The 13,103-nt window shown below is 67.0% G+C and carries 12 protein-coding genes; 7 read left to right on the top strand and 5 right to left on the bottom strand.

Annotated elements, in window-relative coordinates; genetic code table 11:
* From ACFSCT_RS09170 to ACFSCT_RS09140, 7 genes are all read left to right on the top strand, one after another.
* Positions 1-1,107 carry a DUF917 domain-containing protein gene (locus tag ACFSCT_RS09170; protein ID WP_379142109.1) on the top strand — a complete coding sequence of 369 codons (1,107 nt, stop codon included), beginning with the start codon at positions 1-3 and terminating at the stop codon, positions 1,105-1,107.
* Positions 1,094-2,752: a urocanate hydratase gene (locus ACFSCT_RS09165; protein WP_379142107.1), complete on the top strand. Its 1,659-nt coding sequence runs from the start codon at positions 1,094-1,096 to the stop codon at positions 2,750-2,752. The genes ACFSCT_RS09170 and ACFSCT_RS09165 overlap by 14 nt, the downstream gene beginning before the upstream one ends.
* A gap of 17 nt (positions 2,753-2,769) precedes the next feature.
* Positions 2,770-3,768 carry a TRAP transporter substrate-binding protein gene (locus tag ACFSCT_RS09160; protein WP_379142104.1) on the top strand — a complete coding sequence of 333 codons (999 nt, stop codon included), beginning with the start codon at positions 2,770-2,772 and terminating at the stop codon, positions 3,766-3,768.
* Positions 3,765-4,316: a TRAP transporter small permease subunit gene (locus ACFSCT_RS09155; protein WP_379142102.1), complete on the top strand. Its 552-nt coding sequence runs from the start codon at positions 3,765-3,767 to the stop codon at positions 4,314-4,316. Before ACFSCT_RS09160 ends, ACFSCT_RS09155 begins: the two co-directional genes overlap by 4 nt.
* On the top strand, positions 4,313-5,605 hold the full coding sequence (locus ACFSCT_RS09150; protein WP_379142100.1) for a TRAP transporter large permease: 1,293 nt from the start codon (positions 4,313-4,315) through the stop codon (positions 5,603-5,605). Before ACFSCT_RS09155 ends, ACFSCT_RS09150 begins: the two co-directional genes overlap by 4 nt.
* Before the next feature lie 48 nt (positions 5,606-5,653).
* Complete coding sequence (selD, locus tag ACFSCT_RS09145; RefSeq protein WP_379142099.1) at positions 5,654-6,694, top strand: selenide, water dikinase SelD; 1,041 nt, start codon at positions 5,654-5,656, stop codon at positions 6,692-6,694.
* Between the two features lie 78 nt (positions 6,695-6,772).
* A complete protein-coding gene (locus ACFSCT_RS09140; protein WP_379142097.1) occupies positions 6,773-7,810 on the top strand; it encodes a hypothetical protein in 1,038 nt (345 codons plus the stop codon).
* A 21-nt stretch (positions 7,811-7,831) separates the two neighbouring features.
* Here the strand turns inward: ACFSCT_RS09140 and ACFSCT_RS09135 are convergent, their stop codons facing one another.
* The 5 genes from ACFSCT_RS09135 to ACFSCT_RS09115 are packed head-to-tail and all read right to left on the bottom strand — an operon-like array spanning position 7,832 to position 13,100.
* Complete coding sequence (locus ACFSCT_RS09135) at positions 7,832-8,215, bottom strand: hypothetical protein (protein WP_379142096.1); 384 nt, start codon at positions 8,213-8,215, stop codon at positions 7,832-7,834.
* Positions 8,212-10,125, bottom strand: coding sequence for a selenocysteine-specific translation elongation factor (gene selB, locus ACFSCT_RS09130; RefSeq protein WP_379142093.1), 1,914 nt, complete (start codon positions 10,123-10,125; stop codon positions 8,212-8,214). Before selB ends, ACFSCT_RS09135 begins: the two co-directional genes overlap by 4 nt.
* Complete coding sequence (selA, locus tag ACFSCT_RS09125; protein WP_379142092.1) at positions 10,122-11,471, bottom strand: L-seryl-tRNA(Sec) selenium transferase; 1,350 nt, start codon at positions 11,469-11,471, stop codon at positions 10,122-10,124. The genes selB and selA overlap by 4 nt, the downstream gene beginning before the upstream one ends.
* Positions 11,472-12,383, bottom strand: a complete 912-nt coding sequence (fdhE, locus tag ACFSCT_RS09120) for a formate dehydrogenase accessory protein FdhE (RefSeq protein WP_379142090.1) — start codon at positions 12,381-12,383, stop codon at positions 11,472-11,474.
* Positions 12,384-12,413: 30 nt separating this feature from the next.
* Complete coding sequence (locus ACFSCT_RS09115; protein ID WP_379142088.1) at positions 12,414-13,100, bottom strand: formate dehydrogenase subunit gamma; 687 nt, start codon at positions 13,098-13,100, stop codon at positions 12,414-12,416.
* Positions 13,101-13,103: the final 3 nt, after the last annotated feature.

Genomic DNA, 13,103 nt, shown 5'->3' with positions numbered 1-13,103 from the left:
ATGGGACGCATCCTGACCGAAGCAGACGTTGAACCCGCCGTGCGCGGCGGATCGGTCTATGCGGCGGGCGGCGGCGGCTGGGCCGATCACGGCCGCAAGCTCGGCTATGCCGCAGTGAACGCCGGCGCGCCCGAACTGGTCAGCGTGGACGAACTCGACCCCGACGATTACATCGCCACCGCCGCCGCCATCGGCGCCCCGGCCTCGACCACACCGTGGGAGATGCGCGGCGTCGATTACGTCAAATCGGTGCAACTGCTGAACGAGGCGCTGGGCACGCCGGTCGCCGGGCTGATGGTCGGGCAGAACGGCAAATCCTCGACCCTGAACGGATGGCTGCCCGCCGCGATCCTTGGCTGCAAGGTGGTCGACGCCGTGGGCGACATCCGCGCCCATCCGACCGGCGACATGGGGTCGATCGGCATGGCGGCCTCGCCCGAGCAGATGATCCAGACCGCGGTCGGCGGCAACCGCGAACAGAACCGCTATATCGAACTGGTGGTGCGCGGCGCGACCGCCAAGATCTCGCCCATCTTGCGCACCGCCGCCGACATGTCGGGCGGTTTCATCGCCAGCGCCCGCAACCCGCTGCGCGCGTCATACGTGGCGAAGAACGCGGCGCTTGGCGGAATCTCGATGGCGCTGGATCTGGGTCACGCGATCCTTGCCGCCGCGCCGAAAGGCCCCGCCGCCGTCATCGACGCCATCGTCGAAAAGACCGGCGGCACCATCCTGATGGAGGGCGAGGTGACCGCCAAGGATGTGGTCTATACCCCCGAGGCTTTCGACATCGGCACCCTCACCGTGGGGCGCGGCGACACGGCGCTGACCCTGCACGTGATGAACGAATACATGGGTATCGACGATGCTTCGGGCAAACGCATCGCCAGCTTTCCCGATGTGATCACGACGCTGTCGCAGGACGCCGAACCGCTTTCGGTGGGTCAGCTTGAAGTCGGCATGAAAATCCACGTCCTGCACGTTCCGAAAACCATCATCCCGCTGAGTGCAAGCGTGCTCGACCCCTCGGTCTATCCCTCCTGCGAGCGGGCGATGGGGATCGAACTGGCCCGTTACGCGCTGGAGGGCGTCGATGCCAAGTCCTAACCCCCGGCACCCGGACTTTCCGATCCCCGGCGGACCCGAGCGGCGGGCGAAATCATGGCGCGCCGAGGGGCTTTTGCGGCTGCTTGAAAACGTCCTAGCGGTGGGCGAAGCGCCCGAGAAGCTGATCGTCTATGCCGCATTGGGCAAGGCCGCGCGCAACTGGCCCGCGCATGACGCCATCGTGCAGACCCTGCTGGATATGGACGAGGATCAGACGCTGATCATCCAGTCGGGCAAGCCGGTGGGGCTTTTGAAAACCTCGGCGGCGGCACCGATGGTCATCATGGCGAATTGCAACATCGTCGGGCAATGGGCCAAGGCGGATGTGTTCTATGATCTGGAACGCAAGGACCTGATCTGCTGGGGCGGGCTGACCGCCGGGGCATGGCAATACATCGGCAGTCAGGGCGTCATTCAGGGCACCTACGAGATCTTCATGCGCATCGCCGAGCGGCGCTTTGGCGGCAGCCTGAAGGGCCGCTTCATCCTGACCGCCGGTCTGGGTGGCATGGGGGGTGCGCAGCCCTTGGCGGGACGCATGGCCGGGGCGGCGATCCTGTGTGTCGACATTGATCCCAAGCGTGCCGAAATGCGCAAGCAGATCGGTTTTCTGGACGAGATCGCGCCCGATCTGGACAGCGCGCTTGCCATGATCGAGGCCGCGAAATCCGAAGGCCGCGCCCTGTCGGTCGGCCTGATCGGCAATGCCGCCGAGATTTACCCTGAGATCGCGGCGCGCGGCATCGTCCCCGATATCGTGACCGACCAGACCTCGGCCCATGATCTGGTCTATGGCTATGTGCCGGCCGGCTACGATCTTGACCGGGTGCGCCGCCTGCGCGACCAGAACCCGGATGAGCTGATCGAGGCCGGGCGCGCCAGCATCGCCAGTCACGTCCGCGCCATGCTGGAATTTCAGAAACGCGGCGCCGAGGTTTTCGACAACGGCAACCTTATCCGCACACAGGCGCAGCAGGGCGGGGTCGAGAACGCCTTTGACATCCCGATCTTCACCGAGGCCTATCTGCGCCCGCTTTTCGCCCGCGCCATCGGTCCCTTCCGCTGGATGGCGCTGTCGGGGGACCCGGACGACATCCGCAAGATCGACGATCTGGTGTTGCGGATGTTCCCCGACAACCGGATCGTGACCAACTGGATTCGCCTCGCCCGCGAAAACGTTCCGTTCGAGGGGCTGCCCGCCCGCATCGCCTGGCTTGGCCATGGCGAACGCACGGCACTGGCGCGCGCGGTCAACGGAATGGTGGCCGATGGCGATCTGGCCGGGCCGGTCGCGTTTTCGCGCGACCATCTGGACGCCGGCGCGATGGCGCATCCGAACATCATGACCGAGAACATGCGCGACGGCTCGGACGCCATCGCCGACTGGCCGCTGATCGACGCGATGACGCTTTGCGCCTCGGGCGCCGATCTGGTGGCGGTGCATTCGGGCGGCGGCGGTTATGCCGGTTACATGACCTCGGCCGGGGTGACGGTGGTCGCCGACGGCACGCCAGCCGCCGATACCCGTCTGGACCGCGCGCTGACCAATGACACCGCGCTTGGCGTCATACGCTATGCTGATGCAGGATACCCTGAAGCCATTGACGAGGCCGATCGCAAGCAGGTCGGCCATATCCCATTGTAGCAGGAAAGGATAACGCTTTGAATATTCGTCCCCTTCTGACCGCTGCCATCCTGTGCGCCGCCGGCGCCGCATTCGCGCAGGATGCGACCGATACGCTGAAATATTCCTCGTTCCTGCCCGCCACCACGGTGAACAACGCCCAAAGCGCGCCGGCGCTGATCAAAGAGGCCGCCACCCGTAGCGATGGCGCACTGAAGATCGAGCTTTATCCGGGCGGATCGCTGGTGTCCGGTGGCGAGGTGCAGTTGAAACTGGTGCAGGACGGTGTGGCCGATCTGGCCGAGGTGCCGCTGCCCTATACGCCGGGCCGGATCGAGGGGCTTGACGTGTTCGAGCTTCCGAACCTTGCGCAATCGAACTCGGACGGGTCGCTGGCCAGTCTGAAGCTGATCGCCGATGGCAAGATCAAGGGCATAGACGATCTGGTTACCGTGGGCGTGCTGCAATCCGGCCCCTATTTCATCCATACCAAGGACAAGATCGAAAGCCTGGCCGACCTGCGCGGCAAGAAGCTGCGGGTTTCCGGGCAGACGCAGGCCCAGATCGTCAGCCGGCTGGGCGCCGTGCCGGTGTCGAACATCCCCGCTACCGGTCTTGCCGAAAACGTCAGCCGCGGGCTGATCGACGGGGCGCTGGTCGACACCGGCAACCTCTATAACTTCGGCGTCGGCGATCTGCTGAAATACCATGTCACCAACCTGCCCCTTGGCAATTTCGCGGTGCTGTTCCCGATGACCAAGACCCGTTACGACGGGCTGTCGGACAAATCCAAGGCGGCGATGGATCAGCTTGCCGGAGAATGGTTCACGACCGAGCTTGGCAAGAACATGGACGCCCAGACCGCCGCGGTCACGGAAAAGCTGAAAGCCGCCGGCGACCATGTGTTCGTCGAGCTTTCGGCCGAGGATCTGGCCAAGGCGAACGAGGTGCTGGCGCAGGTCACCGAGGCTTGGGTCCAGAAAGGCGACGGGCGTCAGGAAATCCTTGATGCGGCCAAGGCGGCCCTTGCCGAATGACCCGACTGGCAAGCTGGGTCGCGGTGATCGGACTGTCGGCGCTGTTGGCGGTGACGGGCCTGACGATACTGGAAATCGTGCTGCGATCCGGCCCGGTGAATAATCTGCGCGCGGGCTGGCCGGGGCTTGACGACGGGCTGCGGACAGCAGGGATGGACGGCCTTTCGGATATCTACGGTCCGCTTGCGATCATCGCGGTCGCGGCCTGCTTTCCCGCGATGCTGGCCAATCGCGCCGCGATCACGGTGCGCTTTGTCGCGGACGCCCTGCCGTGGCGCCTGCGCGAGGCGCTGCGCCTGCTGGGTGATCTGTCGCTTCTGGCGATGTTTGGCCTGATGGCGTGGTGGGTCAGCCTTTACACGCTGGACCTGTGGCGCTCGGGCGAGACGACATGGCTGATCGAGCTGCCGCGCTGGCCTGCATGGGCGGTCGCCTCGGGCTGCCTGTGGATCTCGGTCCTGGTCCAGTGCGGGATCATTGCCGAACAGGCGGCGCGCAGCTTTGCCGCATCCGAACCGCCCCCTCTGGTGATCGAGACCGTCGAATGAGCCTTGTCGCCGTCGGAATCCTTGGTCTGATCGCGCTTCTGGCGATCATCATGCTGGGCGTGCCCATCGCCGCCGCGATGGCGGCGGTCGGGGTCATCGGCACACTGATGATGAGCCCCGGCGCCTCGGTCTTTTCGCTGTTCGGAACCGCCACGGTGCAGGCGCTGTCCTCGCAGGATCTGATCGTCATTCCGCTGTTCATCCTGATGGGCGGTTTCGCGATCGTGGCCGGTCTGTCGTCCGAGATCTATCGCCTGGCGCACGCCTGGATCGGGCATCTGAAGGGCGGGCTTGCCCTGACCACGATCGCCGCCTGCGCGGCCTTCGGCGCGATCTGCGGCAGTTCGGTCGCGACGACCGCGACCATGGTGCAGGTCGCGCTGCCGGAGATGCGCCGGCGCGGCTATTCCGACGCACTGATCGCGGGGTCGATCGCCGGGGGCGGCACGCTCGGGTCGCTGATCCCGCCCTCGGTCATCATGGTGGTCTATGCGATCCTGACCCAGCAGAACGTGCTGGACCTGTTCCGCGCGGCGATCATCCCGGGCCTTGTCGCGGTGCTGCTGTATTTCATAGCGGTGCGCATCTTTTTGCTCCGCAACCCGGGCGACGGCATCCCCATGCCGCGCGCGCCTTGGTCCGAAAGATTCGCCGCACTCGGCTATGCACGGCTGACGCTGGCGGTCGCCGTCGTCATGCTGGGCGGCATCTATTCCGGCATCTTCACCGTCAACGAAGGCGCGGCGGTCGGAGTCGCGCTGGTCTTTGCGACCTGCCTGATCCGGCAGCGGCTGACGCGCGCGAACTTTGCCGACACGTTGCGGCGCGCGGCCGCGAATATCGCGATGATCTATCTGATCCTGATCGGGGCCGAGATCTACAAATCCTTCCTGACCCTGACCGGGCTGCCCGCCGCGACCGTGGCCTGGGTCGGCGGTCTGGACCTGCCGCCCATCGCGATCGTTGCGGTGGTGATCGTGCTGTATCTGGCGCTCGGCTGCGTTTTCGACGCCATGGCGGCGATGATCCTGACCATGCCCTTCGTCTTTCCGCTGGTCGTCGGGCAGCTTGGCTATGACCCGGTGTGGTGGGGGATCATGAACGTCATGATCATCGAGATCGGCATGATCACGCCCCCGGTCGGCATCAACCTGTTCGTATTGGCCGGCATGCGGCCCGACCTGAAACTGCGCGAGATCTATCGCGGCATCACGCCGTTCATTCTGGTGGACCTGCTGCGGATCGTGATCTTCTTGCTGTTCCCCGGACTGATGTTGGTGTTTGTCTGACGCGGTGCTTTGGCGCGCCGCACTGATCTTTGCTGGAAAGGGCTGACCATGACCGAAACCCGATTGACCGCGCTTGCCCATGGCGGTGGATGCGGCTGCAAGCTGGCGCCCTCGGTCCTGCGCGAATTGCTGGCCGATCAGCCCGTCGCGCAGGCCTTTCCGCAGCTTCTGGTCGGGACCGAAACCGCCGATGATGCCGCGGTCTGGCAAATCGACGACAAGACCTGCGTGATCGCCACCACCGATTTCTTCATGCCGATGGTCGACGATCCGCGCGATTTCGGCCGTATCGCGGCGACGAATGCGATCTCGGACGTTTATGCGATGGGCGGCCGGCCGATCATGGCGCTGGCCATTCTGGGCATGCCGATCGACAAGCTGGCCCCCGAGACCATCCGCGAGATCCTTGCCGGCGGTCGCGACATCTGCGCCGAGGCCGGCATTCCGGTCGCCGGCGGCCATTCCATCGACGCGCCCGAGCCGATCTATGGCCTTGCGGTCATCGGCCTCGTCTCGCCCGAAAAACTGCGGCGCAACTCGGCCGCGCAATCGGGCGATCGGCTGATCCTGACCAAGGGGCTGGGGGTCGGCATCTATTCCGCCGCTATCAAGAAAGGCGCGCTGGACCGGGCCGGCTATGCCGAAATGGTCGCCTCGACCACGCTTCTGAACCGGATCGGGACCAGCTTGTCCGACAACCCGCAGGTGCATGCGATCACCGATGTCACCGGCTTCGGCATTCTGGGCCACGCGCTGGAGCTTTCGCGCGGGGCCGGCATGGGGCTGCGTTTGAATCTGGCCGAACTGCCGCTGCTGGCGCAGACGGCGGAACTGGCGCAGGCGGGCTATGCCACCGGCGCCTCGGCCCGCAACTGGGCCGCCTACGGGGCCGACGTGACGCTTCCCAAGGACCTGCCCGAATGGCAGTTAAAGGTGCTGACCGACCCGCAGACCTCGGGCGGACTGCTGATCAGCTGCGCGCCGGATGCGGCACCGCGCCTTGTGAAAACCATACGCGAGGCGGGTTATCCGCTCGCGGCCGAGGTCGGCGAGGTGACAGGCGGCGCCCAAGGGGTTACGCTAGTCTGAACAGGAACCCCGCGCGGCAAAACGGCGTTCGGTTCCTTGAATCGACCCTGCACGCCCTTCGCCAGCATGAGGTTACCGATGCGATCCATATCCCCCCGAATTTGCGGCGCTTTCGCGACCGCCGCGATGACCCTTATGCTGACGGCACCCGCCGGTCTGGCGCAAACGCCGGCACCGGCTGAACCCGCGCCGGGCGCGACCCCGCCGGTCATCGCACCCAGCCCGCCCGTCGTCCCCGCGCCCGTGACACTTCCGCCCGGCCCGCCGCCGGTAACCGTCACCCCGGCGCCGGATGGGGCAGCACCGGCGGCCGCGCCCACCACGCCGCCAGCACCGCCAGCCCCAGCCTCCGGGACAGCCCCCGACCCCACCGCCCCGCAAGGCACCGCACCCGAGACCGACGCGACCGGCGCGGCACCTGCGACGACGGCGGCACCGACGCCGAGCGATGTCCCCCCCGCTGTTCCCACCAAACCGACAATCGCCGAACAGCCGGCGGCCGATGCGACCACCACCGCACCCACCGGCCCCGCGTCCGAGGGAACCCTCCCGGAGCCAGCAACCGCACCCCAACCGGCAGCAGGATCGCCCGACGCGACTGCGACCACCACAGCGCCTGATACAGCGGCCTCGCCGGCGACCGGTGCGACCACCACCGCACCCACCGGCACCGCGACCGAGGGAACCGCCTCGGAGCCGGCGACTGCACCCGAACCGCCAGCAGGATCGCCTGACGCCGCTGCGACCACCGCAGCACCTGATACAGCGGCCTCGCCTGCACCCGATGCTGCGACTACGACCGCACCCACCGGCACCGCGACCGAGGGAACCGCCCAAGGGCCAGCGACCGCGCCCGACCCGGCGGCAGGCGCATCCGGCGCTGCCCCGGCGACTGCTGCAACGCCTGATACTGCCGCCACGCCTGCGGCGGGTGCCACCGCCTCGGTCGAACCCACGCCCGCGCCTTCGCCTTCCAGTCAGGCGCCCTCGCCGACCGCGCAGACCACGCCGGGCGCGAACCCTGACTGTGTGGCGGCGATTGATCCGGCGAAATCGGGGCAGTCGCTGGTCGTGCAGGGTCTGGACCTGCGCCCCCCGCCACCACCTAATTGCTAAGCGAACCCTCTGAACCCCAGTCTAGGTAAGTCGCGGCGGCTGCGGTTCGGCGTCGTCCAGACGCAGGCTCAGCCCGTCGCGGTTGAAAAATGCGCCGTCGCGGATTAGGCCGCGATCGGCGGTCATCGCCCGCATCAGGGATTGCAGCCGGTTGCGGGCCTCGTCGTCGGGCACAAGCCCCTCGCGCCCGGCGCGAAACAGCACGACGCCCGACCACGCGACGCCAGAGCCGTCCAGCATCTGCGCCAGTTGCGCCCATTCAATCTCGGTTCCCATCACATGCATATGGGTCGAGCGCAAAAGATCGACGCGGTCCTCGGCGATGCCGACCAGCACCACCAGAACGGTGAAATCGCCGGCCTCGGCATGGGTCCGGGTCAGCCAGTCGTCGAAATCCGTGCTCATGTTTCTGGTCCCGGGTCAGAGAAGCCGCCGAACAGGTCGGCGCGATGCGGGTTCACGCGCCGCAGATCGCCGCGCCGCTGGGTGAGCCCGTGGCGGTCGAAGAAGTCCAGTATCTCGATCGCGACCTTGCGCCCGTTCATCACCCGGTCCCGAAAGGCCGGCGCGCCGAACCAGCCATCGGGCGTGCTGCGGGCGATGTCATGGATGATCGCGACCATTTCGGTTGTGGTGCTGCGCGCGAAAAAATGGTCATGCGCGATCTGATCGACACGCCCCAGACGCGCGGCCATGCGCAGGACGCGGCGCACATCGACCTCGGCCACCCCAAGATCATTGGCGAAATCGCGGACCCGGGGCGGACGAAAGCGGGCCTCTCCGCTAAGCAGCGGCTCGATCCGGTCAAGCAGATCCTGATCCTGCGCCGACAGCCGCACGACATGGCCGGGCAGCCGCAGAAAGGCGCCTTCCGCGACGACGCGGCCCTCGGCGATCATCCGGCGCAGCAGCGCCTGAAATGCCGGCGGTTGCGGGCGCGGCGTCAGCATCAGGCGCAGCTTTTCCCGGCCCAGCCCCTGATGATCGGGGTTGGTCTCGTGATACGCGGCGATCCGGGCGGAAACGGCTTCGGTCAGCGCATCCAGCAGCCCCGGCGACAGGGCGTGGCCCGAGTCGAGCACCGCCAGCCCCTCGGCCGCATCGGCAAGCTGCGCATCGGACATGGCGCGGTCGCGGGCAAAGACGGCCAGATCGACGGGACCCAACGCCGCCTGCGCGGCAAGGGCCTGCGCCGGGGTGGCTAGGCCGGCAGCATGCCGCAGCGCGACACGCTCGGGCGCGCGGCGATGCCGTGCCGGCGGGCGCAGGTCCAGAAGCCGGCCACCCCCCAGCGTGCGCCGGGCCGAGGCATCGCGCAGGATAAAACGGTCGCCGATGCTGGCCGCGATGGGGCGATCGGGAACAAGCTGCACGGGTCCCGTCTGGCCCGGTGCGATCGGATCGCCAAGCGGGACGACGCGCACCTGAACCTCGACCGCGCCGCAATGCAGATGGGCGGGAAAGGCGGTTGAGACCGGCTTTGTCTCGGACGCCAGCAGGCGGAATTCGGCGTCAATACGGGTGACCGGCGCGTGCAGCGCGGGATCAACTGCCACGTCGCCGCGACGGATGCGGTCTTTGTTGATGCCGTCGCCGGCAAGGTTCAGGGCGCAGCGTTGCCCGGTCAGCGCGCGCTCGGCCTGACGGTTCTGGGCATGGATGCCGCGCACCCGCGCCGTCAGGCCCGCCGGGCTGATCACAAGCTGATCCCCGACCGCCACCTGCCCCGAGACGACGGTGCCGGTCACCACCGTCCCGGCCCCGGTCAGCGTAAAGCTGCGGTCGATGACCATGCGAAACCGCCCAGAGGCCGCGCGCTCGGCCGTCTCGGTCTCGGCGATCCGCAATGCCGCGCGCAGTGCTCCGATCCCCTGCCCCGTCACCGAGGACACCGGCATGATCGGCGCATCGGCGAGCCCTGTGCCCCGCAAAAGCGCCGCGATCTCGGCCGTGCGATCCGGGGCGGCCAGATCCGATTTGGTCAGCGCGACGATGCCGCGACGCACCCCCAGAAGGTCAAGGATCGCCAGATGCTCGCGGGTTTGCGGCATGACGCCATCGTCGGCCGCCACGACCAGAAGTGCCAGGTCGATGCCGCCGGCGCCGGCCAGCATCGTATGCACAAACCGTTCATGCCCCGGCACATCGACAAAGCCGGTGATCGCCCCGCCGCCCAGATCGGCATAGGCGAAGCCCAGGTCTATGGTGATGCCGCGGGCCTTTTCCTCGGCCAGACGGTCGGCATCGACGCCGGTCAGGGCGCGCACCAGCGCGGTCTTGCCATGGTCGATATGTCCGGCGGTGCCAACAATCATCGAAAGGCGGCCAGCAGCGCCTTTTCATCGGCAAGGCAGCGCAGATCAAGGATCAGCGCGCCGTCGTGGATACGGCCGATCACCGGCCGATCGGCGGCCCGCAATGTGGCGGCGAGGCGTTCCGGCGCGTTCCCCGTATCTCCGCTGATCCGCAAACCGCTGCTGGGCAGCGTATCCGTCGGCACCGCGCCCGATCCGACCTGACTGGCGCAGTCGCAGACCTCGACCGTCCAGCCGGGAAGCCGCGCCGCGACTTGCGGGGCAAGACGTGCCGCCTGCGCCGCTATTTCGGCCTGCGGACGCGACAAAAGCCGCAGCGTCGGCAGCCGTTCCGTCAGCCGGTCGGGATCCAGATACAGCCGCAAGGTCGCCTCGATCGCGGCGATGCGGATCTTGTCCAGACGCAGGGCGCGCTTCATCGGGTTGCGGTTGATCGCCGCGATCAGATCCCTGCGCCCGACGATGAACCCGGCCTGAGGACCGCCCAGCAGCTTGTCGCCGGAAAAGGTCACCAGATCGGCGCCCTCGGCCACGGCCTCGGCCACGGTGGGTTCTGGCCGCAGTCCAAAGGCAAACAGATCGACCAAGGTGCCGGATCCGAGGTCGTTCACCAAGGGTATGCCCGCGTCCCGCGCGATAACCGCAAGCTCTGCCGCCGTGACCTCGGCCGTGAACCCCTCGATCCGGTAATTCGAGGTGTGAATCTTGAGGATCAGGCCGGTGTCCGGTCCGATCGCGCCGATATAGTCGCGGCGGTGGGTGCGGTTGGTGGTTCCGACCTCGCGCAGGGTCACGCCGGCACGGGCCATGATGTCGGGCATGCGGAAGGCGCCGCCGATCTCGATCAGCTCGCCGCGCGAAACCACCGCCTCGCGCCCAAGGCCAAGCGTGTTCAGCGCGATCAGCACCGCGGCGGCGTTGTTGTTGACGATGGTGGCATCCTCGGCCCCGGTCAATTCGCACAGCAACTCGCGCAGGTGATCGTCACGTTGTCCGCGCCCGCCGCCCTCTAGGTCGAATTCCAGCGCGGCGGCATCGCGCATGGCGGCGACGGCGGCCTCGATCGCGGCGTCGGCCAGCAGGGCGCGGCCCAGATTGGTGTGCAGGATGGTGCCGGTCAGGTTCAGGACCGGACGCAGCTTTGACTGCGCGCGGCGGTCCAGATCGGCCGCAACCGTCGCCGCGATGGCGTCCGCGTCGGGCAGCGGGTCCGGGCGGTCGGTCCGCAAACGCGACAGTTCCGCCCGCATGGCCCGCGTGACCTGCATTCGGCCATGGCGGTCCACCAGATCACCGGCCTGCGACAACAGCCGGTCCACCGACGGCAATCCCCGCAGATCGCCCATTCACAGCCCCTGAATGAAGGGATCGAACCCGCCGTGGCGAAAGCCGGTGTCGCGCATCAGCAGATCAAGCCCCAGACTCGCCACATCGTCGGCAATGGGGTCAAGCGAGGGGTTCTTGTTGTGATACAGAATTTTCACCCATGAATTGCACTCGGTGCAGACCTCGGCCTTCACGGTGGCGTTCTCATCCTCGACCGAGCGATAGCTGATCCCCTTGGTCGAGCCGCAGCACAGGCACTTGACGCGCACCTCGTTCCATTCGGTCGCGCAGGTGGCGCAAAAGGCATAGCGCACGCCCTCGGCGCCAAGCCGTTCGGTCACGCGTGAGCTTGCCGGAACACCGCCGCAGGACGGGCAGATACCGACCTGGACCGGCACCAGACGGGCCGCATCCAGCGTCTGCGCATGAAGCGCCATGACCACCTGCACGGCGGCGGCCGCAAACATATGCGGGCCGATGCTGTCGGGGGGGATTGCCCGGGCCATGACATTGTCGATCAGCCAGGCGCGATCTTCGGGGCCCGCCTGCCCGAGCGCCTCCAGCGCCTGACGCGCGGCCTCGGGCATGTCGAGTTCCGCAAGCGCCGCGATCATCAGCGAAACCGCCTTTGCCATCAGGTCCGAGCGCGCGATCACGTCGCGGTCCAGCGGCGGCATCCGGCTTGCGCGGCACAGCTCGATCCGCTGCTCGGGCAAGGGCGCCGGGGCGGTCAGCGCGCCCGCGACCGTCGCCTGCGCGCGGGCGATCCCGGCCATGAATTGCAGATAGGACCCAAGATTGCCGGTCCGCGACAACCAGTCAAAGCGATCCGCCCGGCGGGTGAATTCCGCCTGCGGATCCGGCGTGACGGCGAACGGCGGCTTGGCCACGCCGCCGATCAACTGTGGGTTCGGCTCAAGTTTTGTCGTCATTTGGGTCCCAATGGCCATTCGGCCGTCGGGTTACTCTGCCGGACCCTTCCCCTCGCGTCCAGCAAGTTCGCGCAACCATTTGCGATGATGCTTCCACGCCCAGCCGCCGGTCACCGTGCCGCGGGTCATGGCGCGGATGGTGCCGCGGGTCCAGATCGCCGCATAGACATGCATGATAAAGACAAGGATGATCAGCACCGCCGCGATGGCATGGACCAGAACCGCGATGCGCCGGGCCGGGATCGACACGATATCCGGGAAATATTCCTGCCAGATCATGATTCCGGTCCCGATCAGGATCACGATCAGCCCCGCCATCGCCCAGAAAACCAGCTTTTGCCCGGCGTTGTATTTGCCCAGTTCCGGCAGGCTTTCCTCGTTCCCGGTGACCAGATCACCGATATTGGCGACCCATGTCGTATCCTCGGGGCGCGGCAGGTTCAGCCGCCACATCTGCAAAAACAGCAACAGGAAGCTGAAGAACAGCAGCACGCCGATGAACGGATGGATCCAGCGGGTGGTCTGGCCGCCGCCGAACAGTCCGGTCAGGAAATAAAGCGCCGGATCGAACAACGCCATGCCGGAGAGAAGCAGAAGGATCAGCGAGATGGCGGTGACCCAGTGGTTCAGCCGCGTGATGCCGCGATAGCGACTGACGATGACCGGATCCTTGGTTTCGATCCGGTCGCCGGCCTGCGAAAAGATGCGTCGTGCCATTGC

The organism is Paracoccus pacificus, assembly GCF_042680785.1.
GTDB lineage: Bacteria > Pseudomonadota > Alphaproteobacteria > Rhodobacterales > Rhodobacteraceae > Paracoccus > Paracoccus pacificus.
This window is presented reverse-complemented; position numbering and strand designations above follow the sequence as displayed.

What these genes read in the sequence shown, in the direction of transcription:
- ACFSCT_RS09170 (WP_379142109.1), top strand. Translation starts at nt 1, where the DNA reads ATGGGACGCATCCTGACCGAAGCAGACGTTGAACCCGCCGTGCGCGGC.
- ACFSCT_RS09165 (WP_379142107.1), top strand. Translation starts at nt 1,094, where the DNA reads ATGCCAAGTCCTAACCCCCGGCACCCGGACTTTCCGATCCCCGGCGGA.
- ACFSCT_RS09155 (WP_379142102.1), top strand. Translation starts at nt 3,765, where the DNA reads ATGACCCGACTGGCAAGCTGGGTCGCGGTGATCGGACTGTCGGCGCTG.
- ACFSCT_RS09150 (WP_379142100.1), top strand. Translation starts at nt 4,313, where the DNA reads ATGAGCCTTGTCGCCGTCGGAATCCTTGGTCTGATCGCGCTTCTGGCG.
- selD (WP_379142099.1), top strand. Translation starts at nt 5,654, where the DNA reads ATGACCGAAACCCGATTGACCGCGCTTGCCCATGGCGGTGGATGCGGC.
- ACFSCT_RS09140 (WP_379142097.1), top strand. Translation starts at nt 6,773, where the DNA reads ATGCGATCCATATCCCCCCGAATTTGCGGCGCTTTCGCGACCGCCGCG.
- ACFSCT_RS09135 (WP_379142096.1), bottom strand. Translation starts at nt 8,215, where the DNA reads ATGAGCACGGATTTCGACGACTGGCTGACCCGGACCCATGCCGAGGCC.
- selB (WP_379142093.1), bottom strand. Translation starts at nt 10,125, where the DNA reads ATGATTGTTGGCACCGCCGGACATATCGACCATGGCAAGACCGCGCTG.
- selA (WP_379142092.1), bottom strand. Translation starts at nt 11,471, where the DNA reads ATGGGCGATCTGCGGGGATTGCCGTCGGTGGACCGGCTGTTGTCGCAG.
- fdhE (WP_379142090.1), bottom strand. Translation starts at nt 12,383, where the DNA reads ATGACGACAAAACTTGAGCCGAACCCACAGTTGATCGGCGGCGTGGCC.
- ACFSCT_RS09115 (WP_379142088.1), bottom strand. Translation starts at nt 13,100, where the DNA reads ATGGCACGACGCATCTTTTCGCAGGCCGGCGACCGGATCGAAACCAAG.